The organism is Chloroflexota bacterium (genome assembly GCA_014360825.1).
In the GTDB taxonomy this organism is placed as follows: Bacteria; Chloroflexota; Anaerolineae; order UBA2200; family JACIWT01; genus JACIWT01.
In genome coordinates, this window is sequence record JACIWT010000001.1 from 1 (window position 1) to 23,930 (window position 23,930).

Sequence of the window (23,930 nt, forward strand, 5' to 3'; positions counted from 1 at the left end):
CTGGCCTACCTGCGTTGCCCGCTGGCACACCACAAAGCGATCCGCACCACCAACCTGCTGGAGCGCGCTTTTCAGGAGAGCCGTCGGCGCACCAGGGTGATCCCACATTTCTTCACCGAGAAAGCGTGCCTGAAACTGGTCTTCTCGGCCTTGTGGCAGGCAAGTCAGCGTTGGCGACGGGTGAGCATGACCGAGTTGGAGCAGCAACAACTGCATCTCCTGCGCCGCGAACTCGGATTGCCATTGTACAACACATAGGAGGGCTGTACTGATCATAGCGTACCTACGTCGCCTATTTTACAGGAAAAACCTGACTTGACCTACCTGAGGACCACTTCCTGGTCAAACTGAATCACGTGGTCCCTTGGGAGCAATTCACCGCGAAACTAGTTCAATATTACAGAGGCCGCGCCCAGGAGGGGCGTCCGCCCTATGACCCGGTCGTGGTCTTAAAAATGCTGCTCGTCTCCTACTTGTACAATATCTCTGAGCGTGATACAGAAGACCTGGCTAACTTCTACCTGCCGGTAAAGTATTTCTTGGGCCTGGGGGTAGACGAGAAGGCCCCTGATCACAGCACTCTGACCGCTTTCAAGAATCGCATCCTGGAGAATGGCAAACTGGCTGCCTACCAGAGCCTGCTCCAAGAGATCGTCCGCCTAGCCCAGGAACGGGGCGTGGCCTTCGGCTCCATCCAGGTTGTAGATAGCACCCATTCCATCGCTGATGTGAACGTGGAGAAGGAGGAACATAGGCAGAAGGAAGGCAAACCCCCTCGGGACAACCACGCCAGTTGGGGGTGAAGGGAAGCAAAAAAGTGCGAGGGGAGAGGGGAGTCCGAAAACAGCCACAATACTTTTACGGGTACAAGCAGCATGTCAGTTTCAACGCCCAGGCAGAGATCATCACCAGCCTTTGTTGCTCCACAGGTCATGATTACGATGGGCACTACCTTCCTCGCCTGGTCGAAGCCGACCTGGCATTAGGACTACCGGTAGAGACTTACGCTGCAGATCGGGGCTACGACGACTCAGAGAATCACGTTTTCCTGGCTGAAAACGGTTTGCATTCCGCTATTCGGCTGAACAGTTATCGGACTCGGAAGAAAGACCTCAACAAGAGGGTGTGGCTGGAAAAGGAAGTTAGTGAGCCATATCAGGCCGGTTTGAAAGAGAGGTACAAGATCGAGCGCAAGTTTGGTGAGGGCAAGAGATATCACGGGATGGGGAGGTGCCGCTACCTTGGCCTGGTCCGCTACGCCATTCAGAGCATTCTGACGGCCATCGTATTGAATCTCAAGCGGTTGGTGAAGTTGCTCACTGGAGTCTCATTCCGAGGCCGGGCCAAAGTAGTGGTCTAGACCGAGGGAGGAGTGCGTCTGAGAGAGGAAGAGGGTAGAGCGAAAGGCGGTTAGAGGATGGAAAATGGCCTGATCAGCACTAGGCTTGGCTTTCTAAGAGGTTCTCACAAGCCTGTGATAGGTTTGTAACCTGTCAATTTTTCCTCTCCGCTAGAGAGTTAGCTCTCAATAACCCACTTTTTCAACACTCTCTTTAACGACGGTTTTGAAAAGTCAACTTTGTCGGCGGCAACTTCGACACACAACTGGATGCATCCAGTACCTTACAGTAGTGTTTGTCTAATCCAAGCATCCTGAATTTGTACTGTATGAGATGCGAGGTCTTTGACGAAAATTGCGAGTTTGTGTTAGTATGACAACACTCTGTTAGGATCTCCCGAAAAGGGCGTTTTGCTGTTACTCGGGCGAGAACGAGAGAGCAATTCGGATATGTGTGATCGAGCCAGTAGATTTGTAAGCGTTCTATTGTTGGGTTTTCTCGTGCTAGGGATAGCCTACAGCTTTGCTAACCCGCCCTTCGAGAGCCCCGATGAGATGCAGCACTTTGCTTACGTGCGCCATCTGGCCGAGGGACGTGGCCTACCTCCACAGGGGAAGGAAGCGCTGACAAGCCCTAGCCGGCAAGAGGGCAGCCAGCCACCCCTCTATTATGTCCTCGCCGGCATAGTAACCACCTGGGTGGATGCCAACAACTTCCCCGCTATAGTGCGTCTCAATCCACACTACTGGCCCGAGGCGTATGGTACGGAGTACGACAACAAGAATGTGGTGTTGCACACGACCCAAGAATGGCCGCCCGAGCATACGTACCTCGCACTATATCTCTCACGCTGGGTATCGCTTCTCATGGGCATGGTAGCAGTGTTCACGACGTATCTTCTCTCTCGCGAGGTGTTTCACGGAGATCGGTGGCTGGTGCTCGCACCGCCGCTATTGCTATCTTGCACCCCGCAGTTTCTCTTTATCAGTGCATCAGTGAACAACGATGCGACAGCAGCAGCTACCTGTGGCTTGGCCTTATGGACCATGGCCCATCTAATACGCTCGGGACCCTCATGGCGGTGGATCATTGCCTTAGGCGTGGCAGTAGGTCTAGCCTGTCTTGCTAAGATAAGTGCTCTGGGCTTGATACCCTTGGCCATATTGACATTACTGGCAGCCAAAGATCACTTTCACTCATCTCGACCGCTCATTCTTATGGGTGCGGTCCTCCTAGTACTCGTTTCCCTCATTGCAGGCTGGTGGTATGTGCGCAATTGGCTGCTCTATGGTAATCCCTTGGGTTGGGACACACACTTCGCTATGGATTGGGTCCGGACGACGCCTGCACCGCTATCCCGTCTCTGGGCGCAACTGCCCGCCGTTGGAAGGTCCTACTTCGCTGCTTTTGGCTGGGGTAATGTGCAGTTCCCTTCTCGGGTTTATAGCGCCATTGCCACATTCGGACTTGCGGCTTTCGTCGGTTTGATAATCTACGCTGTAAAACCCCTGCCTGCCTCTGGGTCTCGTGTGATATGCCTCCTGACGCTTTGGGTAGGAGTAATGCTGGCTGCGTTGTTACTATGGATGCGATGGGTTACGGCTCCACACGGGCGCTTGCTCTTCCCTGCCGCTCCCGCTATCTCGGTCCTGCTTGTATTAGGCTGGCGGCGTTTGGTGCCCGCAAAGTGGGAACGAATTCTGCTCCTACCGCTGGCTGCGGTGTTCGTATTCGCACTGGCCGCGCCAGTTGCCGTGATCCGACCCACCTACGCTCGCCCACAGCAAGTAGCGCCTTCAGAGATCCCTTTGCGCTACTACGGGGATTTGGCTGCACTTTGGGATTTCCGCATTTCGCCTGAACGAGTGGTAGCAGGTGAGAACGCGTGGGTCACCCTTTGCTGGCGCGCATTAGGGGAGACCACAAAGGATTACAGCGTATTCGTGCAAATAGTGGGGCATGGCGATGAGATCGTGGCCGACCGTTATACATATCCTGGGCTTGGTTCCTATCCTACGAGCCAATGGCAACTTGGCGACGCCTTTTGCGATACTCTGCGTGTCCCTATCCCCCCTCGAGCACCCGCGCCCAGCCTTTACCGCGTGGCCGTAGGGCTGTTTAACCATCAGACCCAAGAGCGATTACCCATTTACTTGGCGGATGGGACGCCAACCGATGATCCCTTTGTGGGTCAGATCAAGGTACGTTCTCCAACGGAGAAAACTGTCACTATACCCAACCCCTTAGTTGCCCAGTTTGGGGAGGAGATCGCTTTGCTTGGATATAGGATAGATCAGCAGCCAAGCAAGCCCGGTAGTCGTGTCTCCTTAGCTTTGTACTGGCAAGCGTTACGGATGCCCTCAGCAGATCACACGGTATTCGTGCATCTGTGCGACCAGAAGGGCAAAATCGTGGCCCAGGCCGATGGTGAGCCGCAGGACGGCAATTATCCCACTTCCTGGTGGGATGCTGGGGAAACAGTGGTGGACGAGCGTTCGCTGACAGCGCCATTGAAGCCAGGGAAATATTCCCTGGTGGTAGGATTATATGACCGGACAACAGGTACTCGGCTATCAGTGTCCGGTGGAGCATTTGAAAGCATAGAAGAGGTTGTGCTGCCAGTTCAAGTAACGGTGCAATGATGTCTTGCCACGCGATGCCCATCCGGCTGCTATTGGCAGCCCTCATACTCATCGCCTTCGGCGTGCGCGTTTACCGCTTGGAGGCTCAACCGCTCTGGACCGACGAAGGATTAAGTCTTTATCGCGCTCGATTGGATTTACCAGGCATCTTGAGCAACGAGATCGTGGTGCGCGGTGTAGTCACCAAGGACACGACCCCGCCGTTTTATTTCCTGCTGTTGCATTTTCTGAGAGCAGGAGCAGGTGAATCAGTCTTTGCCCTGCGCATGTTAGGCGTAATGGCTGGCGTACTGATGGTGCCATTGCTATTCTTGTTAGGGCAACGGCTTTTCTCTAAGCAAGCCGGCCTAGCAACAGCGTTCTTAGGTGCACTCTCACCATTCCATGTCTGGTACAGCCAGGATGCGCGTACCTATTCCCTGCTCATTGCGCTGAGTCTAATCTCAGTATACGCTTTGTTGCGCATGAGAGATCACCTTGCGTCACGTTCCCAGCGGGTTATGTGGGTCGGTGCTTGGGTACTGGCAGGGGTGACAATGCTCTACACCCATTACACGGGCTTCTTAGTCCTCGCTTTTGAAGGCGTGGTGCTCATTGTGGACAGTGTACTGCGGTCACGGAGACGTTGGCTACTGGCTGTAGGCATCCTTGCCAGCCTGCCTACCATCCCCCTAGTGCAATACGCTGTCTGGAGAACTCAGCACGTTAGTGAATACGGCGTGGCTTTTCGCCCGCTGGATCGCATTTTTCAGGAACTCATCAGCGCGTTCAGTCTGGGTCTCTCAGAGACGCTGGTACATCCCTGGTGGGCAATTCTGCCTTTCTTGGCGCTCGCGATCTTGGGCGCATTTTGGGTGCGAGATAGGCAATGGAGACCCTCACTGTTTTTGCTGGCCTATTTTCTCGTCCCGGTGCTCATCTTTTTCGTCATCACTTTATTCAAGCCCCTTTATACCGGCCCTCGCCACCTGATCATCGTGCTGCCGGCTTTCCTACTGCTGATGGGGCAGGGCCTGGCTCTTCTCTGGGAGCGACAGAAATTCCTGTTCGCTATGGCTGCCCTGTGGGTAACCGCAGGTATGATCATCTGGCTGAATACCCAGTTCACCGACATTCGGTTTGTGAAAGATGATATCCGCTCCGCAGCGGCTTACATAACGGAAAATGCCCGGGCGGATGATATCGTGATACTACATGATGCCATCATCGGCTTTGTGTTCGATTACTACTATGAAGGCGCTGCCCCGTGGACTGTCATCCCAGAATACACCCAGAATGACCAAAATACTGCCCTAATGGAGTTCCAAGAGGCTGCAGAGACCCATCGCCGCACGTGGTTTCTCTACTGGCCACCGCCCCGGGCGGCCTTTCCCCCAGATTTGCTGCCCAATTGGGCCGACGCCAACCTCCTGAAATACGACCAGGTGGTTTTCCCGTTCATGTGGCTACCGATGGGTGTAGCAGTCTATGGGCCGCGATACCCCGCGGTTTCCACCCCCCCGGATGATGCAGTGCCAATCTACAGAGAATGGGAGACTGGCCTGCAGTTGGCAGCAGTCAGCCTGCCGACGAGTCCATCGTTGGCGGGAGAAAAGATATCTTTCCATTTGTACTGGTTGGCAGGACCCGATAACCAGCCTGATTACCACCTCCAGTTCCGCCTCATTGATCCTCAAGGGCAGGAATGGGCGGGATGGGATGGCCCTATTTTCAAATTCTTACCGACACGCGCCTGGCCAAAAGGACAGTTCATGGTCCAGGAAGTAGAGTTCAGGCTACCACCCGATTTGCCACCCATTGAATACGGCGTGCAAGTGCGCATCGCTGATGAGAAAACAGGGCATACTTTCGTCCTGACCGGCAAAGGTGATCAGGAAAGAGACGCTGCTCTGCTTCTCGGTACGATACGTGTGGCACGCTGCACTGATCCAACGAAATTCTATGCCAAGGAAATGGGGACGCCAACGCGGGTTCGTTTCGTCCCCGATCTGGAACTAATAGCCTATCGCCTACCTCAGTCGCCAACACGACCGGGCTATGCGCTGCCTGTGGAACTCCACTGGCGAGCGACACGAACATTGCAGAGCGATTATCGCCTGAGGGTTTGGCTGGCTGGGCAGTGGGGTCAGCGCTGGGGGGAAATGGAAACCACACTATCGGCCATTGACTTTCCCACATTTCTTTGGCAGCAGGGAGATCGCGCGTGGGGAAGGCTGAAATTCCGCCTCCCGAGAGAGATACCGAGCGGTGATTATGACTTGTGTCTGCAGGTGTTCGATGTGGCGGTCGGCGAAGCCCTGGGCGTCGTTGGTGCTGGGCCTTGGCCAACAAACTTTGTCACCTTGGGCCGAGTTCGCGTCGAGAGCTGGCCCTTTGTCACCGAAACCCCACCGATGGTGCACGAGACGAATGCACTGGTGGGAGGAGCGGCTCGACTAGAAGGCTACAACCTCTCCGCCAGTCGCCTCACGCCGGGTCCCCTGACACTCACACTCTACTGGCGAGCCGTAGAAACATTTGACAGAAGTTATCATGTTTTCGTGCATCTGGTCAGTGCGCACGAGGTCATCGTAAGTCAATCCGATGGTGTGCCGGTGAACTGGACCCGACCCACAGACAGTTGGCGGCGCGGCGAAGTCATTGTGGATGAGCACCACCTTACGATTGGTGAGCAGATTCCACCAGGGGTGTATTCGCTTTATGTCGGGCTTTATGACCCCAAATCCAAGGTGTTAGAACGGCTGAAAGTCGTTCTCGATGGCATCGAGCGCGTGGATGGGCGTGTTCCCCTAGGGACCATCGAAGTGGTTGGGCCCCCATGAACCCCATTTGACAAGTCAGGCCACGTATGCTACAATTTCTATTAAGATAATAGAAATTATAAACAAGTGGTTTGCAGAGGATGAAACTCTCGACCCGGGGTGAATACGCAGCGCGGGCGGTCATGGAAATCGCCCTCCGGGGGAGTCAACGCCCGGTGAAAATCCGCGACATCGCCCAGCGCCAGGATATCCCTCTCAAGTATCTGGAATCCATCCTGCTCACTTTGCAGCGCGCAGGTGTCGTGCGCAGCAAACGCGGGGCCAACGGCGGATATTATTTGGCTCGTCCAGCGGAGGCTATTACGGTCGGCGAGGTCATTCGGGCCATGGATGGACCTCTCGCACCGATTGGTTGCGTGAGCGTAAGCGCCTACGAGTTCTGTCCCCGGGAAGGCATCTGTGGCCTCAAATGGGTGTGGCAGGAAACACGGAATGCGATCGCGGAAGTTTTAGATAACACTACTTTCGCCGAGGTATGTGAGAGAGCGCCGAAACGTTAGATCCGCGTCAAAACCCGAACTTACAAAACGATTACGCACTACTGGGAGCCAGAAGGCGTGTAGCCGAGGCTCCCAGTGCCGTTTCCGAAGCCAAATACCCCTTTATACGCAGGGAATTAGGAGTTAGCCCAATTTCAGACCCGGAGGAAGACATTGCGATGCGACGATGTACGTTGTTCTATGCTTTATTGTCCATCGTACTGGCTTTGACTTCAGCGGTGGGTTGTAGGGAAAAGCAGCAGATTACAGGCTCTACCACCGAGAATACAGGTAAACCTATCTCCATTTCTGGCGCGTATGCTCTCTACCCCATGGTCGTGCGCTGGAGTGAAGAGTACAAAGCCCGCCATCCAGGCATCCAGTTCGACGTACAGGCTGGTGGTGCAGGCAAGGGTATGACCGATGTGCTGGCCGGGGCTGTGGACATAGCCATGATCTCGCGGAGCATCAAAGAAGTGGAAGTAGAGCAGGGCGCAGTGCCCTTCGCCGTCTGCAAGGATGCCGTGGTCTTTGTGGTCAACGCACAGAACCCCGTGTTGGACTTGCTATCAGCGCACGGCCTGACGAAAGAGCAGTTGGCGCGGCTCTTTCTTAACCCGGAACCCATTACTTGGGGTGCACTTCTGGGCACTGGTCATACTGAGCGGGTCAACGTTTACACCCGCGCGGATTCTTGCGGCGCGGCCGAGATGGTTGCCAAGTATCTGGGTGTGGAGGCACAGGAAGATTTGCACGGGATTGCTGTAAATGGCGACCCCGGTGTAGCCGAAGCAGTGCGTCGAGATCCACTAGGCATCGGCTACAACAACATTGGCTTCGCTTACGACCTGACGACTGGGGTAGCGGTTTCTGGGCTTCAGGTGGTGCCACTTGACCTAAACGGCAACTATCAACTCGATCCAGATGAATCCTTCTATGCTACCAAAACCGACATTGTGGCTGCTATCGCTGCTGGGCGCTACCCCTCACCGCCGGCTCGCGCGCTTTACCTGGTAACGAAAGGTTCCCCAGATCCCGTTGAGGCAGATTTCATCCGCTGGGTGTTGACGGATGGACAAGCATTTGTGGACGAGGTGGGCTACGTCAGCCTACCCGAGACAGTACTGCAAACTGAATTGGGGCGTCTGCCATGAATTCCACCGGGAACCTTGCTCCGAACCGAGGCGCGAGCAGAGGAACATTCATACAATACCGCGCTCGCCACGTCATCTCGTGGGTGACAGGGATACTGTTCACCAGCCTGTCCACTTTGATCGTGATCCTGGTTCCCGCGCTCTTGGGGGCCTTGCTTGTGCGCTCCTGGACTCTCGTGAGCGCTATCCCTCTGCCACGACTTCTAATCGGCACCGAGTGGCGCCCCCTCTCCGGCGCTTTTGGCTTTGCCCCTTTCATTGCAGGCAGCCTATGGGTGACAGCGATCGCCCTCGCAGTTGCCGTGCCAGTGGCCCTGCTCGGCGCCATCTATCTGGCCGAATACGCACACCCACGGACCAGGACCTCGCTTAAGCCACTTATTGAACTGCTGGCCGGCATTCCATCGGTAGTCTATGGCCTCTGGGGGATATTGGTCATCGTCCCCGTGGTGCGCCAACTGGCGGCATTTACCAGAACAGACAACCCCACTGGCTACAGCGTGCTTAGTGGTGGATTGGTGTTGGCGGTAATGGTAATCCCCTTCATCCTAGCGCTGAGCGAGGAGGTTCTACGTGCTGTGCCCCAGGGTTTGCGCGAGGCAACCCTGGCATTAGGGGCAACGCAATGGGAAGTGGTGAAACACGTCCTTCTGAGACAAGCGCGCAGTGGGATCATCGCTGCAGTGGTATTGGGCTTCGCGCGGGCTTTCGGCGAGACGCTGGCGGTGTTGATGGTAGTCGGCAATGTAGTACAACTGCCGCGCTCACCCTTCGACGCAGCTTATACCTTGCCCGCCCTGATCGCCAACAATTTCGGCGAAATGATGTCCATCCCATTGTATGATGCAGCACTGATGACCGCCGCGTTGATCCTTTTCCTGATCGTGTTTTCCTTCAACTTTGGCGCACGCCTCGTTTTGCGGAGGGTAGGAGGTACTGACGATGTCAGCCAATGAACGCTCACGCCTTCGGCAGCGCTATCGAGAAGGCCGCTTGATGTACTTTTTGATGCGGGTGGCATTGGCATTGATCGTGGGCATACTTGGACTGATTGTGGGAGTGATCGCCTGGCGCGGGGCGCGCGAACTAAACTGGGAGATGCTCACGCAGCCGCCCACAGCCGGCTATTACCTAGGTGGGGGTGGCGGTATCTGCAACGCGATACTGGGTTCTTGGTGGCTTGCAGTAGGGGCAACGTTCACAGCCTTTTTGCTGAGCCTGCCCCTGGTCCTGTTCCTTAATGTCTATGCCCGCCGAAACGGTTTTATAAACCGGTTAGCAGTGGTCACGAGATTGTCACTAGACATCCTGTGGGGCATACCCTCCATCGTATATGGTATTTTCGGCTTCGCGCTCATGCTGGCTGTGGGCTTGCGAGCCTCACTCTTAGGTGGCATTATCGCCTTAACACTAGTGGAATTGCCCATCCTTGCCCGCAGTCTGGATGAGGTGCTGCGTCTCGCCCCTGAGGAACTCTATACCGGTACCTTGGCCCTAGGGGCGACGCCGCTGGAGTATGCGCAAGTGCTCCTTCGCCAGGCAGCACCTAGCGTGCCAACCGCTCTCCTGCTGGCTTTCGGGCGGGGTATTGGTGATGCGGCGGCAGTGCTGTTTACGGCAGGCTACACGGACCGCCTGCCGGGCGGGCTGCTTGAGCCGGTAGCCTCGTTGCCCCTGGCGGTGTTTTTCCAACTGGCGACACCGTTCCCGGCCACTCAGGCCCGGGCTTACGCCGCAGCGCTTGTACTGACCATCATTGTATTGACTACCGGCGTGCTCGGTCGGGCATTAAGCGCTCGTTTGAGCCGCTACGTAGTGCGATAAAAGGGGTTTGGGAGATGGATATCCACATTCAGGTCGAGGATCTGTGGGTTGAATACCCGGGGTTCACTGCCTTGCAAGGGGTATCATTCGTTATTCCGCGTCAGCAGATCACAACTATCATTGGACCATCGGGTTGTGGCAAGTCCACCCTGCTGAAGTCACTCAACCGGTTGGTAGAAGTACAGCCGGGGGTGAGGGTTCGTGGTCGAGTGTTCCTCGATGGGGCCGATATCTACGCACCCGGTGTAGATGAGATTGATGTTCGCCGCCGGGTGGGGTTATTGGCACAACGCCCTTTTCCGCTGCCCATGTCTATCTATGACAATGTGGCCTATGGCCCGCGCCTACACGGTTTGGCCAGGGGACAGGAACTCGATGACTTAGTGGAGCACTACCTGCGACTGGCTGGGTTGTGGGACGAGGTGAAGGACCGGCTGCACGCCCCAGCGCGGGCGCTATCGCAAGGACAGCAGCAACGACTGTGTCTGGCCCGCGGGTTGGCGGTGGAACCAGAGGTGTTGCTCTGCGACGAATCCACGTCCTCGCTCGATCCCATCTCGGCTCGCTATATCGAAGACCGGTTGTTGGAACTGAAGCAGCAGTACACCATCGTCATCGTAACCCACATCTTGCGCCAAGCGCGGCGGCTGGCCGATTACGCTGCCTTCCTTTGGCTAGGCGAACTGGTGGAACATGGCCCAGCGACGCAAGTATTCAACGCCCCGCGCCAGCCCCGCACGCAGGCGTATGTGGCTGGGCAGTAGGTGTAGCGAGTGTTGCTTAGCCTGCCCGCATGACGCTGGAGGGGTGCCAGCGCTACTCAGGAGATATAAGACACGCTGGCGTTTTCTCCACACCTCCGATTGATTCGCTTTTGATACTTGTTATGTTATAATTTGCATGGGGAGAAGTGAGCATTCATCTGCAGGCCGGTGGTCTTTTCGCTTGCGGTGCGATTAGCGGAGAAGATAGAAAATCCTCTCTGGTTTACGGAGGTGAACAATGAACGCGCGATTTCATTTGTGCTGTCTGCTATTGGCACTGTCGCTAGTTACTGCCTGTGGCGCCGCTCCGGCGCCACAGCCTTCGCCTACACTTGCTCTAACAGATACGCCGGTCCCCATTCATACCGCTCGTCCTACTTTTACTCTAACACTTGTTCCCACAGCAACATCCATCCCAACGACTACTTGTACACCGACCATATCCCCCACCCTGACGCCTCTAGCAGACCCTTGTTCAAGGAAGCCCCAACTACTTGCTCCCGCTAACGACAGCGTCGTAAACACCTTGCTCCCAGTCTTTAAGTGGGAGAGCACTGGCATACCGAACGAATCGATATGGAAAATAGAAGTGGCAACAGACCCCGATTTCGCCAACATAGACCCATATCACAGTATGCGTCTTTCTCAAGAGCACTACAAGGGTAACGGAGAGAGGGTGCAATTTGAGCTCACCAACTTGAACCCCGGGACAACCTATTACTGGCGAGTACGTTTGTCCTGCGATGAACTGGTTTCCGACTACTCAGATGCTTGGTCCTTTACTACTACTTCTACAGGCATAATCCCAGCTGCACCGCGACTGCTGTCACCCGCTAATGGGATCACGCTCTCGTCGCTGCCAGTGACCTTGCGGTGGGAGCCAGTTGAGGGGGCTACGGAATACCTGGTGTGGGTTCATCTCAGTGGAGTAGGGGGATTCGGCTTTCCGGTGAGTGACACGGAATTCGCACTCACATGGACACCTGTACCTGAAATGCCCGAAAGGTCACTTATGCCTGGCTCCACTTATTCATGGGACGTGCAGGCAATGACGGATTACGCTGCAGGAGAACCGTCGGAGCGGTGGCAATTCACGACACCACAACAATCGCCGTGAATCAAAACTGGTCAGATCAGTCCTCGCCGCGTCGCCAGTTGCTGTGAAGCTGTGGATTGGCCGCCGTATGGCGGTATACCAGCGTGAGCCTACACCTCCTCGATATTTTTGCACTGGTAGAACAAAGCCTCGCCTGACGTCAAGTCCAGCGGAGCTACATGTCTGCTCTTGAGAATCTTATGCTGACCGGCTCACTACTACCGGGTGAAGCAGGCCAATATCATGAAACTATCATCGAGGTGATTCGAACACCTGACTGGCTGCAAGCCCTCAGTCATAGTGAATACACGGGCACAAGGATTTCTCGTTGTGCCTTTCGACGGCCGCGAATACTCTCTTCAATGGTCTTGAGCACGTTGGCTGCAAAGTAGCGCATGCCACACTGTGTGCATACGCCTGCGGGGACGCCCTCAATGAGCACATAGTTTCCTTTGACTTTACGATGCAGAGTCACGCGCTTTTCAACAATTTCTCCGCCGCAACACTCGCACGTTTCGCCTTCCCAAAAACTCATGCTTACCTCTTCCTACCCTCATTGCGGCATGGGCTGGTCTTCGTAAATCGTGATGATGCGAACCTTCCCTGCCTTGGTTATGCGACATACAACTCCAATCCGTCGCCCATCCAGTGCCGATCCCACCAGCTCGTATTTGCCTTCCTGTGGCCATGTTTTTCTAATCTTGCCGGTTAGGATCCCATGCTCTACATCATAGATGTCAAAGCCATCAGCCATGGCTTCGTCGTCAGCGTGCTCAGTGAGATAATACAGGCCATTGCGAACCAATGCCTGAATTTGTCTGATGCCCAAGGATGCTCTCCGTTAATGCTATCAGGTTTGGCAACCACTGACCAAACTGGCGAACGCTGACGGGCCCTACTGCATTTAGCCAGCGACCTGCCTCGCTGAACGAGGCCGGCAGCGGCAGGCAGCACAACAATTAAAGAGCGGGTGATGGGATTTGAACCCACGGCATTCTGCTTGGGAAGCAGCTACTCTACCCCTGAGTTACACCCGCTTATTTTTATTATAGCGCGAATGCGGCAATTGTCAAAGTTTCAACCGCCCCGGCCAGCGGCTTGAGCAGGATCTTCGGCTGCAAGCTCAACAAGGCGATCAGCCCGACCAGCGCGATGACTGCCCCAGCCATCACCATTGTGGAACGCGCCGGTACTTCTCCTTGCCCCTCCCCCTCCAGGCCGACGAAGACAATCCATAGCCAGGCTAGACAGGTGACCGCTGAGGCAATCAGTAGCATCCCCAGCCAGATCTTTTCGCCCCCAGCGAGGCGATTGTAGATAAACCGCCGGGCCACGAACCCTGCTGTCAAAGGGAGGCCGCCCGCCGTCAGCCCTCCGACCAACAACCCCATCTTGGCGATTGTTGTGTATTTTTTATGGCCGACGAGACCCCGCCCTGCTTCTATGAGCGCCATCGCCGCTGAGCGTACGATGAGATGAAAGAATGCCAGTGTCGCGCCCTCCGCCGTGCCCGCCGCCAGGCAGAGGAGCACAACGCCTAGGTCGGTGATGCCGGAAAGCCCCACCAGTCGACCTGGCTGCCGGACCACTGAAGCCAGGAGGCTCACCGCACTGAGCAGTAATCCCCCCATCCAGATCAGTGCATTTGCCTCCTCCAGCGACAAAGAGGATAAAGCGAGGATACGGAGAAATAGGTAAATCATCCCGATGTCCCGGGTGAGCAGAAATCCGGTGATAGCACCAGGCGAGGTGACGTCGGCCAGCGAAAGCAACCCGGTTCCCAGGGGCGAGACTCCCAACAAGCAGGCCAGACCAACGTAAGCAGCCATCGTCGAAATCCGGGGTAACTTCAGTTGGTCAGGGTTCAGCGCGAAGACCTCTGCAGCCCAGAATGCCGCCAGCAATGCGATCACCCCCGGGGGCACGGGAAGCAGGGAGTACACTCCAGCCAGTCCTGCTCTGCGTCCTCCGCGCTGCACCATCAGCATGCTAACTGCCGTGGCCACGCCCAGAAGGATGACCGCTAGCCGAATGTCTTGCACGAGGATGGAACCCGCCAGAACAGCAACTGTTGCCAGCAAAACCCCGTGGTAGGCGATGTGCTGGTCGTGTCCCGCGCCCAGAGCGAGAAATGCAGCAGCACCAAACAGGATGAGCAGGAATGCTCGCGACAATGTATTTACACTCAATTGCAGCCCATAGAGAGCCATATTCTCATCGCTCACTCTCGCGCTAAGGATGAAACACGCGACCAGCGCGATCGCGGAAAGTAGTGCCGCTGCCCAGGGTATGCGGTGTAGCAGGTAGGCGAGGATAGCCGTGGCAAGGAGTACACCAAGTCCGAGCACCAGATCACTCATGGCTGGCTCTCCAACTCCGATTGCGCCACGGCCTCCACAGATACCAAGTGAGCAACCGCCAGCCCCAGCAAAATGTGCATAGCATTCAGCGCGCCTCCGACCAGCAGGCTACTGTGCAGCGACGTGTAGGCGACCTCCAGCCCATTTGCCAGGGAGAGCAAACCCAACGCGGCAGGGAGAGCATCACGGCTGCTCGCCACCAACAGCAGGCCGGATAGGATCAGAAGATACACAGCCGGTTGGATGACGGGTGACAACATAGGTAGCGGGTGGCTCTGCCACAGACCGTACGCGCCGAGAAGGGCAAACAAAGCCACTAACAGGCGGACTAACCATCGGGCAATAGCAACGCGCGGCGTCACTGGGATTGGCGGTTGCCGCTTGGATAGCAGTATAAGAATGCAGACGGCAAATCCGCCCAGGCCCTTCGTGAGCGCAAGGGGTGGCGTCAGCCTATAGAGCAATGAAGTCAAGAGGAGGTATTGCGTGGCGAGGACAAGCAATGACCAACGGTATGGAGAGAGTAGGATCAGCAGCCCGGCGCTGAGGAACAAGGCTGATAAGATCTCCTCGACAGGCAGGTTAAACACCATCACCAAAAGGCTGATTAGCATGTCCATGATGAATACAAATGGGATTCTAACACGAAAGGGGAATGAGCACAAAGTCGGGAAGATGCCCGCAGCGCTGTTGTAACTTGCCAGTACCAAGCAAATCTGCGCTATAATGGGGTCCCAAAAGAGAATAAGCACAGACGCAAAGTCCTACAGTTTAGGAGGTCAACATGGGCAGAGATATGCGCACGGTGATCAGTCGGGACATGTATTTCGAAGACTTCCACATCGGTGATTATATGGTCAGTCCTTCGCGTACCATCACCGAGACAGATGTGGTGAACTTTGCAGGCATCTCGGGCGACTACAATCCCATCCACACCGATGTCGAATTCGCCAAGACGAGCATGTTCGGCAAGCCAATCGCCCATGGCATTCTGGGATTGTCGGTGGCCACGGGTCTGGCTGCTCGGTTAGGTTTCATTGAGAACACTGCTCAGGCATTTCTGGGCTTGGACTGGAAATTCAAGGGCCCCATTTTTATTGGCGACACCATCCATCTGCGTGGCGAGGTCGCTCGTACCAAGGCTTTGGGCCGACTGGGCGGTGGGGTAGTGGTGCTGAAAGTCTCACTTGTGAACCAGCGCGACGAGGTGGTACAGGAAGGAGAGTGGACGGTGCTGGTGAAAAGCAGGCTTAGCAAGTAATGCCGCCCCCCATACATCGAGGAAACAATCAAAGTTGAAAAACAACTTGCCCTTCACTTGGGTAGCGGCTTATCGGCTGGCGGCAAGAACACAGTAAAAACCGATCCCTGCCCTTCTTCGCTCTCCACCGTTATGCGGCCCCCATGCGCGGACACGATTTCCTTAACAATGGCCAGTCCTAGCCCTGCGCCCACGGTCTCGCCTCGAGACTTATCAGCACGATAGAATCGCTCGAAAATACGAGGTAGATCTTCTCTCGGAATACCCCGGCCCGTATCGGCAACCGCAACGGCCACCCACTTCCCATCCTGGCGAATACTGACTGTTACCGTGCCTCCCGATGGGGTGTATTTGATAGCGTTGTCCAGCAAATTATCGAAGACCTGCTTCAGCCGACTCTCGTCGCCTATTACAGCGGGCACGCCTGTTCCCTCGGCTCGCAGGGTCACTCCAGCTGCCACGGCCTGTGGAGTCCGCGCCTCGATGCTGCTACGTACGAGAGCAGTCAGGTCAAGCCGCTCCCTGGCCATCTTCACATTGCCTGCCTCCAGTCGCGCCAGGTCTAGCAGTTCCTCGACTAGATCGGACATACGCCCAGCTTCTTCCTGGATGATCGCTGCAGCATGAATGTACCCTTCGGTGTCGCTGACTTGCCCATCCAGAATAGCCTGCGCGAACCCACGAATGGAGGTGAGAGGCGTTCTGAGATCATGCGATACATTGGCCAAGAAGTCTCGCTGAGATTGACGGGCTTGCTCCACCGCGCGAGCCATGCGGTTAAAACCGGTCGCTAAACGTGCTATCTCGTCCTCGCCTGCCACAGAGATAGACTGCTGATAGTCGCCACGCGCCATTGCCTCTGTGGCACGCGTTATCGCTGCCAGTGGGCGGGTTATGGAGTTGGACAGGAAAAACGCCACGATGGTGGAGACCACCAACGCAATCGCGCCCGATGCAATCAACGGCGTTGCCAACTCGCGCCATGGTGGCTGTATGTCGCGTACCGGAACGGCCAGCATTACAAAGCGCGCCTGAGAAGTCGGAGGAGTCTGGTCGTCCGACTGAGGGAACAATCGGATGGGCGCGATGACCAAAAAGAAGTCCTGCCCATTCTTTGCTGTGTAAGGTAGAATCAGCGGACGCTGTCGGTCATCCAAGATCTTTTGTATGGGTATTCGGATCTGTGCGCCCTCGAGACTCCCTTCTTTTTCAGTATCGCGTAATACGATTCCTTCCGCTGAGACTACGAGCAACCGTACCCCCAGCGAGACCGCCTCTTCCTGCACCCTATCGAAGAGTTCAGCAGAGTGTAATTGGGTGGCGTAGAAGGCCAGCCGCTGAGACACAGTGCTTGCCACAGCCCGCCGCTGAACGAGAGCCAGTTCTCGCTGGTAGTGCCGGATGAGGATCAGTGCAGAGAACCCAGCCAACGAAAGGCAAAGGAGGATGATCAACGTGTAAGAAAAAATGAGCCGATTCCGTAGAGTCTTAAACATTGCTTTCTACCTAATAACCAATTTATAACCAACACCCCATACTGTTTCGATATGCACTTCGCTGCCAGCCAGTCTTTCTCGTAATCGTGCCACGTGCACGTCTACCGTGCGCGTGCCGCCGAAATAGTCGTACCCCCAAACTTGATCGAGGAGTTGGTCACGGGTGAAAACACGGCCCGGGTTTTCGGCGAGGGTTGTGAGCAAGTCGAATTCCTTGCTGCGCAGACGGATGGGTTGACCCTTGACGGTTACTTCCCGTCGATCACGATCAATGCGCAATTGGCCGAGGTCAATGGTGAGGTGCGGACGATGAGGCATCTGGGCACGGCGCAAGACAGCCTTCACCCGCGCTACCAACTCCCGTGGGTTGAAGGGCTTGGTGATGTAATCGTCAGCCCCCAGTTCTAGACCCACCACCTTATCTACATCATCGCTTTTCGCAGTCAGCATAATAATGGGTACAAAGTTACCCTCTCGTCGCAACTGCCGGCATACTTCCCAGCCGTCTATCTGGGGTAACATGATGTCCAGCACAATGAGGTCCGGCTTTTGCTCGCGAACCAGCTTCAGAGCATCGGCTCCATTCCGTGCGCCATACACTTGAAAGCCCTCTTTGCTTAAATAGAGCCTCGCCAGTTCCACGATGTTCTTTTCATCATCCACAATCAGAACGGTAGTCATAAGGTCTTTAGCCAGTCCTCGAACATTATACTTTAGCAATCTCTGCTACGCCAACAGCCAAAAACCGTACTGCGCCAACAGATCGTTACCAAGTGATGAGTGCCATTTTGGGAAAAGCTGGTGCTTCTCCGGTAAAATTGTTATGGAAAACTATCGACCAGGAGGAAGCACCAGCTATGGCCGATTTGGCCTACCGGGAAGTATATCTTATGAACCAGATCGACGCAAGAAAACACCTCATCCAGTGAGGCAATACGGCGAATTGACAACGTCCAAAGGAGCGATATATAATGTGTGTACAACGACCATAGGATACGAGAATAGTGAAAAGCCTGATCACATGTTGTCGCACCTCTTTCGGCTGGGTGAGCATCGCCGTCTCCGAAGATTCTATTCTGGCTTTGAGCCTCCCTGCGCCGACACGCGCCAAAGCAGAAACATCTCTCGACCAGTATCGAGGCCCAGAGCACGCTTCAGAGCCGTTATTTCTGGCTGGGTTGAAAGAAGATCTGCAGCGGTACTTTGAAGGTCTCCCTGTGGATTTCGAACATTACCCCCTCGCGAATGCAGGCACGGCATTCCAACGCCGGGTATGGGCCATCACGCGGACGATTCCCCGGGGCGAGACGCGCAGTTACGGGTGGATAGCGCGGCAATTAGGCAACCTGGGCTGGGCACGAGCCGTAGGCCAGGCACTGGCTGCCAACCCGTGGCCGGTAATTGTGCCGTGTCATCGCGTAGTAGGAGCAGGGGGCCGATTGACAGGCTTCGGTGGCGGCCTGGGGATGAAGGCACGCCTGCTAATGCTTGAGGGGGCAATTACTCTGTCTCGTTGAGCCACTAGATGAGACGTATAGCCAGCCACATACTTGGCAAAAGGGGTCATTGTTGCCCCCATTTCGCGCGAGAGATGGGGGTATTTTTATCAACAAGACGGCTCAGTGGGTGTGACATCTAAGGATGGACCCATGCGTATCGGGATAGATGCCCGTTTGGTGTATTATCATAAGGCAGGCATTGGCCAATACATTCTCCGCTTGGTGGAGGCACTGGCCAAAGTGAATACCGAGGATGAATTCATCATTTGGCAGAGCCGGAAAGATCATGAGCCTATCGTAAATCAACCTAATTTCCAACATCGCCCGCTTTGGACCCCATCCCATCATCGCTTCGAACAGATCACTTTGCCACTGGAATTGGCCACAGGCAAAATGGACGTGCTCCATAGCCCCGACTTTATCCCTCCCTTTCGCCGCAACTATCGCTCGGTGATCACCATTCATGATCTCGCCTTCTTGCTCTATCCACAATTTCTCACTCGCGAAAGTGCACGCTATTATGGACAGATTGACCAAGCCGTGCGCCATACGGATGCCATCATTGCCGTGTCCGAAAGCACCAAGCGCGATGTGATGCGGCTCTTAGGTGTGCCTGCCGATAAAATCGTGGTGGTTTACGAGGCCGCCAACCCCATTTTTCGCCCCATCTCAAACGCTGAATTGGTGCAGTGGGTGGGGCGTCGCTACCGAATTGGTGGCGATTTTATCCTCTTCGTAAGCACCATTGAGCCTCGCAAAAATGTATCTACTTTACTGCGGGCTTACCATCGTCTGCTACGTGATTATCGGCCTTCGGTGAAACTAGTATTGGCTGGGGCAACCGGCTGGCTTTTCCAGGATGTACTCGATTTGGTAGCGGAACTAGGGCTTAGAGACGATGTGCTTTTCCTAGGTCATGTCACTGCGGAGGAACTGCTCTGGCTTTACAATGCTGCCCGCGTGTTAGTACATCCGGCTTTCTATGAGGGTTTTGGTTTGACCCCCCTTGAGGCCATGGCCTGTGGCACACCGGTAATTGTATCGAATGTCTCCTCGCTGCCAGAAGTAGTGGGTGATGCGGGACTGTTTGTCGCCCCTGAGGATGTGGAAGGATGGACGGTTGCAATCTGGCGTGTCCTTAGCGAGGCAGACCTGCGTGCTCAACTGCGAGAGAAAGGTTTGCGTCGGGCTAGAGTTTTCTCCTGGAAACGGGCAGCTCTCCAGACGCTCGAGGTCTATCGTCGAGTTACAGGATGACAAATACTAGTGCAGTAAAGGCGATGAGATGAATGGCGATGACACACGCAAGCGGATCCTTTTCCTCACTCCCCAATTGCCTTATCCTCCAGAACAAGGCACAGCCATTCGCAACTACAACATTATCGCCAACGTAGCCCAGCGACATGAGATTCACCTTCTCTCATTTGTCTCATCCCCGGCGGCCTTGAAAGCCGCGGCACCATTACATAGCCTGTGCTGTACACTGGAGTCTGTGCCTGCCCCTAAGCGCACGATATGGCAGCGGCTCTCTTTGTTGGCGACTCCTTGGCCCGACATCGCCCATCGCCTGGCCTCGCCCCTGTTCTCTGAGCGCCTTGCCATGATGCTATCGACTCACGACTTCGACGTGCTCCAAGTGGAAGGATTGGAAATGGCTCCGTACGGTTATCAGGCACTGGCCCGAAGACAAAACCACCGCCCCTTGCTCGTCTTCGATGCACATAATGCTGAATACCTACTACAACATCGCATTGCCAAGATCGATTGGCACACTGCGTGGCGCTGGCCAGGCGCGCTTTATTCCACTGTTCAGTGGCTCAAATTACGCCGCTATGAAGGTGATTTCTGCCATCGCGTTGATGCAGTGGTGGCCGTCTCAGATGCCGATGCCCAAGCACTGGCCCGGCTCGTCCCCGGGCTCAAGCCTCTGGTACTTCCCAACGGCGTGGACATCGCTTACTACCAGGCTCCGGATATCGTGCCCGCTGCCTTAGGTCCTGAGGCCTTGGTTTTCACTGGTAAAATGGACTTCCGGCCCAATGTGGATGCGGTGCTCTGGTTTGCAAACGAAGTTTTGCCGCTCATCCGCGAGCGCGCGCCACAGGCACGTTTCTACATCGTTGGCAAGAATCCTCACGCCCGCCTCGATGTCCTCCGTGAACGACCTGAGGTGGTGGTTACTGGTTATGTGGAAGATGTACGGCCTTATATCGCCGCAGCAGCAGTCTACGTCGTCCCAATGCGCACAGGGGGTGGCACCCGGCTCAAAGTACTGGAGGCGATGGCAATGGGCAAAGCCATTGTCTCGACCACCCTTGGCTGCGAAGGTGTGTACCTCCAAAATGGCTACGAAGCCCTATTGGCAGACACACCGCGTGACTTCGCTGATGCAGTGTTAGCCCTCCTGGCCAACGGGCCACGTCGAGCCGAGTTGGGGCAAGCCGCCGCTTTTTTCGTCGCTGAACATTACGACTGGCGAAGGTTGGTTCCACGCCTGGAACAAGTGTACGAAGGTGATCCATGAGCCAGACAACGCGTCAGCGGGTGCGCCTGGCCCTACTACGTGCAGTGGCAAAATGGCCCCGTCCACGCTCACAGCGATTGGGTCATCGCATCTTGATTATTCGCCCTGATCACCTCGGTGATTTACTGTTCCTTACACCCGCCTTACGCATCCTACGCATTGTTTATCCGGGAGCCCACATTACCGCTCTTGTAGGCCCTTGGGCTACTCCTGTGGTAGCGCACAATCCTCACCTCAATGCTATCTCGACCTGCGAGTTCCCTGCTTTCACACGTAGAGCCAAGGGTGGGATACTTGCTCCTTACCGGCAATTGTGGCGTGAGGCAAACGAGTTGCGCCGAGGAACGTATGACTCGGCGGTTATCTTCCGCTTCGATCACTGGTGGGGAGCGATGCTGGTCTGGTTAGCGGGCATCCCCTTCCGCTTAGGCTACGACGTCCCCGAGTGTAGACCCTTCCTAACGGAGGCAGTGCCCTATATTTGCGGCCGCCACGAGGTAGAACAAAACCTGCACTTGGTCGAGGCCTTGTGCGGCAGGCCGTTGGCAAAGCCAATAGATCCACGCTTTTATCCATTGGAATACACGCCCACCAATGAGGACCGAGAATCCGTCAGCCAATATCTGGTTGCACGAGGTGTAGAGCGTGATGCCATTCTTGTAGCAATCCACCCGGGTGCAGGTGCGCCGGTCAAACTGTGGGACCCGGCGAAATATGCGGTTGTGGCCGATGCTTTAGTCCGCGGATTCAAAGCACAAGTGGTCATCACCGGCGGGCGGGATGAACTGAGTCTGGCCTGGTCCGTAGCCGCGCGCATGATGGCGCCCGCCATTGTTGCTGCCGGAGAAACGACCATCGGGCAACTGGCAGCCCTTTTCGAGCGCTGTGCCTTGGTCATCGGACCTGATAGTGGGCCGCTGCACTTAGCCGTGGCTGTTGGCGTGCCCACCGTGCACCTCTATGGGCCAGTGGATACCAACACCTTCGGTCCATGGGGCGACCCAGCCAGGCACATCGTTGTACGCTCAGAGCGGGATTGTATACCCTGCAATCGCTTGGATTATTCTCCCCAGGAACTTGCTGCCCACCCTTGTGTGCAGGAGATCACCACGGAATCTGTACTGAATGCGGCGCAAAGAATATTAGGTTAAGACTTTTCACCCAAGTTTTGCATTCTACTGTGTTTCAGTAGAATATGAGATGCAGCCTGAGAACGTAAGGGGAGGTGAGTGTTCTAATGGCAGAGAAAGAATTCTCTCTTGAGAATTGGCTGGTGGAAGGGATGAGAGGCATGCGATCCAGGCTGGAAACAACGCGCATCATGCCCGAGGCGTTCTGGGAACATCTGCGCAACGCGCGAATCACTCCTCGCGTTCCGTAGTTTAATTGATGCAGCCATCGAGCGAACGGAAAAGAAGCCGGAGAAAAAGACCACCAGAATCAAAGTTGAATAGGCGACCCTGAACTTGCCACTATTACCGATAGCCAACTTGCCCACAGCATCGAACATCGTCCTCTGTGGATTCCTGGCAACTCTTGGCACTGGCCTGGCTACGGGCGCAGGGGCATTACCAGTGCTCTTCACGCGCAATGTGTCTGAGCGGGTCCTTGATGCCATGCTTGGTTTCGCCGCAGGGGTGATGTTGGCTGCTACCGCATTTAGTTTGCTCGTCCCTGCTATCCAACAGGGCGGTGTGTGGATCACCATCTGCGGCTTGCTTCTGGGGGCAGCCTTTTTATCCCTGATGGACCGGCTGGTTCCGCACGCGCATTTCATCGCCGGTCCTGAGGGTCCCTCATCTTCGCTGCGCCGCATCTGGTTGCTCGTGCTGGCTATTACGCTGCACAATTTTCCCGAAGGTCTAGCGGTTGGCGTCGGCTTCGGCAGCGGCAATCTCTCCAGAGCAGTCGTGCTCGCTATCGCTATCGCCTTGCAAAACATGCCCGAGGGCCTGGCTGTAGCATTGCCCCTGGCCCGTGAGGGCTACTCTCGTCTACGCGCATTTGGATATGCTGCCCTCACCGGTATGGCCGAACCAATCGCTGGCCTTCTCGGCGCAGCGGCGGTGAGTGCAGCGCAATCGGTATTGCCCCTGGGTTTGGCATTTGCCGGCGGGGCTATGCTTTTCGTGGTCAGCGATGAGATCATTCCCGAAACTCACCGCCGAGGCTTTGAGCGTGAGGGCACTTTTGGGGTCATCCTTGGTTTCGCAGTGATGATGCTGCTAGATAACCTTTTTGGTTGAAGCATCGCATAGCCCAGAATCGCGGCATCTGGGAGAGGCTAGCTCTTCTGGGATGACCGCGCAGTTTCCACCACTTGGCGAAAAACAAAATAACACATTATAATCTGTGACTGTTATAATCTGTGACTGGCAAAAGGCAGGAGTTGTCCTGCCTCAAGCAAATAAATTCAGCGTGAGGGGTTGCATTGACCATCTATCTCAACATTGTTCAGATCATTCTGTCCATCGCTTTGATCGCTTTGATCATATTGCAGGCGAAAGGCGGGAGCCTGCAACGCATGTTCGGTGGCGAAGGCGTAGTGTTCACCAAGCGCCGGGGTGCAGAGAAGGTGCTTTTCAATATCACCGTCGGTCTGATTGTAGTTTTCTTTGCATTTTCCTTGCTTAACGTTATTCTGCAGAGATAACCCTGTCGGGGGCTGT

General features: G+C 55.4%; 25 protein-coding genes and 1 tRNA gene. 19 read left to right on the forward strand and 7 right to left on the reverse strand.

Annotated elements, in window-relative coordinates; genetic code table 11:
- The 11 genes from H5T64_00005 to H5T64_00055 form a co-directional block, all read left to right on the forward strand.
- Nucleotides 1-258, forward strand: a 258-nt coding sequence (locus tag H5T64_00005) for a transposase (protein MBC7262722.1), incomplete at its 5' end; no start/stop codon positions are given.
- A 98-nt stretch (nucleotides 259-356) separates the two neighbouring features.
- Nucleotides 357-803, forward strand: a complete 447-nt coding sequence (locus H5T64_00010) for a transposase (GenBank protein ID MBC7262723.1) — start codon at nucleotides 357-359, stop codon at nucleotides 801-803.
- Between the two features lie 14 nt (nucleotides 804-817).
- Nucleotides 818-1,360: a transposase gene (locus H5T64_00015; GenBank protein MBC7262724.1), complete on the forward strand. Its 543-nt coding sequence runs from the start codon at nucleotides 818-820 to the stop codon at nucleotides 1,358-1,360.
- 534 nt (nucleotides 1,361-1,894) lie between these two features.
- Complete coding sequence (locus tag H5T64_00020; protein ID MBC7262725.1) at nucleotides 1,895-3,982, forward strand: glycosyltransferase family 39 protein; 2,088 nt, start codon at nucleotides 1,895-1,897, stop codon at nucleotides 3,980-3,982.
- Between the two features lie 14 nt (nucleotides 3,983-3,996).
- Entirely contained in the window at nucleotides 3,997-6,804 is a 2,808-nt protein-coding gene (locus tag H5T64_00025) for a glycosyltransferase family 39 protein (protein ID MBC7262726.1), read from the forward strand.
- An 80-nt stretch (nucleotides 6,805-6,884) separates the two neighbouring features.
- Complete coding sequence (locus tag H5T64_00030; protein ID MBC7262727.1) at nucleotides 6,885-7,304, forward strand: Rrf2 family transcriptional regulator; 420 nt, start codon at nucleotides 6,885-6,887, stop codon at nucleotides 7,302-7,304.
- Nucleotides 7,305-7,462: 158 nt separating this feature from the next.
- A complete protein-coding gene (locus H5T64_00035; GenBank protein ID MBC7262728.1) occupies nucleotides 7,463-8,437 on the forward strand; it encodes a PstS family phosphate ABC transporter substrate-binding protein in 975 nt (324 codons plus the stop codon).
- Nucleotides 8,434-9,393 (forward strand): phosphate ABC transporter permease subunit PstC, encoded by a 960-nt coding sequence (pstC, locus tag H5T64_00040; GenBank protein ID MBC7262729.1) that lies wholly within the window; start codon nucleotides 8,434-8,436, stop codon nucleotides 9,391-9,393. Before H5T64_00035 ends, pstC begins: the two co-directional genes overlap by 4 nt.
- Nucleotides 9,380-10,261 (forward strand): ABC transporter permease subunit, encoded by an 882-nt coding sequence (locus H5T64_00045; GenBank protein ID MBC7262730.1) that lies wholly within the window; start codon nucleotides 9,380-9,382, stop codon nucleotides 10,259-10,261. The genes pstC and H5T64_00045 overlap by 14 nt, the downstream gene beginning before the upstream one ends.
- A gap of 14 nt (nucleotides 10,262-10,275) precedes the next feature.
- Nucleotides 10,276-11,025 (forward strand): phosphate ABC transporter ATP-binding protein, encoded by a 750-nt coding sequence (locus tag H5T64_00050; GenBank protein MBC7262731.1) that lies wholly within the window; start codon nucleotides 10,276-10,278, stop codon nucleotides 11,023-11,025.
- A gap of 589 nt (nucleotides 11,026-11,614) precedes the next feature.
- Nucleotides 11,615-12,142: a hypothetical protein gene (locus H5T64_00055; GenBank protein MBC7262732.1), complete on the forward strand. Its 528-nt coding sequence runs from the start codon at nucleotides 11,615-11,617 to the stop codon at nucleotides 12,140-12,142.
- 274 nt (nucleotides 12,143-12,416) lie between these two features.
- Here the strand turns inward: H5T64_00055 and H5T64_00060 are convergent, their stop codons facing one another.
- The 5 genes from H5T64_00060 to H5T64_00080 form a co-directional block, all read right to left on the reverse strand.
- Nucleotides 12,417-12,656 (reverse strand): YgiT-type zinc finger protein, encoded by a 240-nt coding sequence (locus H5T64_00060; GenBank protein ID MBC7262733.1) that lies wholly within the window; start codon nucleotides 12,654-12,656, stop codon nucleotides 12,417-12,419.
- Nucleotides 12,657-12,674: 18 nt separating this feature from the next.
- Nucleotides 12,675-12,950 carry a DUF4258 domain-containing protein gene (locus H5T64_00065; protein ID MBC7262734.1) on the reverse strand — a complete coding sequence of 92 codons (276 nt, stop codon included), beginning with the start codon at nucleotides 12,948-12,950 and terminating at the stop codon, nucleotides 12,675-12,677.
- Between the two features lie 136 nt (nucleotides 12,951-13,086).
- Nucleotides 13,087-13,158, reverse strand: a tRNA-Gly gene (locus H5T64_00070).
- Between the two features lie 9 nt (nucleotides 13,159-13,167).
- Nucleotides 13,168-14,481: a hypothetical protein gene (locus H5T64_00075; protein MBC7262735.1), complete on the reverse strand. Its 1,314-nt coding sequence runs from the start codon at nucleotides 14,479-14,481 to the stop codon at nucleotides 13,168-13,170.
- Complete coding sequence (locus H5T64_00080; protein MBC7262736.1) at nucleotides 14,478-15,233, reverse strand: hypothetical protein; 756 nt, start codon at nucleotides 15,231-15,233, stop codon at nucleotides 14,478-14,480. The genes H5T64_00075 and H5T64_00080 overlap by 4 nt, the downstream gene beginning before the upstream one ends.
- A gap of 68 nt (nucleotides 15,234-15,301) precedes the next feature.
- On the opposite strand from H5T64_00080, the gene H5T64_00085 reads away from it, so the two are divergent.
- The gene (locus tag H5T64_00085) at nucleotides 15,302-15,742 is read left to right on the forward strand and encodes a MaoC family dehydratase N-terminal domain-containing protein (GenBank protein MBC7262737.1); all 441 of its coding nucleotides are present in this window, start codon (nucleotides 15,302-15,304) and stop codon (nucleotides 15,740-15,742) included.
- 53 nt (nucleotides 15,743-15,795) lie between these two features.
- On the opposite strand, the gene H5T64_00090 is transcribed toward H5T64_00085, so the two are convergent.
- Both H5T64_00090 and H5T64_00095 read right to left on the reverse strand, forming a co-directional pair.
- On the reverse strand, nucleotides 15,796-17,238 hold the full coding sequence (locus tag H5T64_00090) for a HAMP domain-containing protein (GenBank protein ID MBC7262738.1): 1,443 nt from the start codon (nucleotides 17,236-17,238) through the stop codon (nucleotides 15,796-15,798).
- 6 nt (nucleotides 17,239-17,244) lie between these two features.
- A complete protein-coding gene (locus H5T64_00095) occupies nucleotides 17,245-17,919 on the reverse strand; it encodes a response regulator transcription factor (protein MBC7262739.1) in 675 nt (224 codons plus the stop codon).
- Between the two features lie 365 nt (nucleotides 17,920-18,284).
- Here H5T64_00095 and H5T64_00100 point away from each other — a divergent pair, with 365 nt between their 5' ends.
- The 7 genes from H5T64_00100 (at nucleotide 18,285) to secG (ending at nucleotide 23,914) form a co-directional block, all read left to right on the forward strand.
- Complete coding sequence (locus tag H5T64_00100; protein MBC7262740.1) at nucleotides 18,285-18,755, forward strand: methylated-DNA--[protein]-cysteine S-methyltransferase; 471 nt, start codon at nucleotides 18,285-18,287, stop codon at nucleotides 18,753-18,755.
- A gap of 132 nt (nucleotides 18,756-18,887) precedes the next feature.
- Entirely contained in the window at nucleotides 18,888-19,994 is a 1,107-nt protein-coding gene (locus tag H5T64_00105) for a glycosyltransferase family 4 protein (GenBank protein ID MBC7262741.1), read from the forward strand.
- Between the two features lie 28 nt (nucleotides 19,995-20,022).
- A complete protein-coding gene (locus tag H5T64_00110) occupies nucleotides 20,023-21,261 on the forward strand; it encodes a glycosyltransferase (protein ID MBC7262742.1) in 1,239 nt (412 codons plus the stop codon).
- Nucleotides 21,258-22,412 (forward strand): glycosyltransferase family 9 protein, encoded by a 1,155-nt coding sequence (locus H5T64_00115; protein MBC7262743.1) that lies wholly within the window; start codon nucleotides 21,258-21,260, stop codon nucleotides 22,410-22,412. The genes H5T64_00110 and H5T64_00115 overlap by 4 nt, the downstream gene beginning before the upstream one ends.
- Before the next feature lie 86 nt (nucleotides 22,413-22,498).
- Nucleotides 22,499-22,642 (forward strand): hypothetical protein, encoded by a 144-nt coding sequence (locus H5T64_00120; GenBank protein MBC7262744.1) that lies wholly within the window; start codon nucleotides 22,499-22,501, stop codon nucleotides 22,640-22,642.
- A gap of 127 nt (nucleotides 22,643-22,769) precedes the next feature.
- Entirely contained in the window at nucleotides 22,770-23,507 is a 738-nt protein-coding gene (locus H5T64_00125; GenBank protein MBC7262745.1) for a ZIP family metal transporter, read from the forward strand.
- 185 nt (nucleotides 23,508-23,692) lie between these two features.
- The gene (gene secG / locus H5T64_00130; protein MBC7262746.1) at nucleotides 23,693-23,914 is read left to right on the forward strand and encodes a preprotein translocase subunit SecG; all 222 of its coding nucleotides are present in this window, start codon (nucleotides 23,693-23,695) and stop codon (nucleotides 23,912-23,914) included.
- The last annotated feature ends 16 nt before the right edge of the window (nucleotides 23,915-23,930 follow it).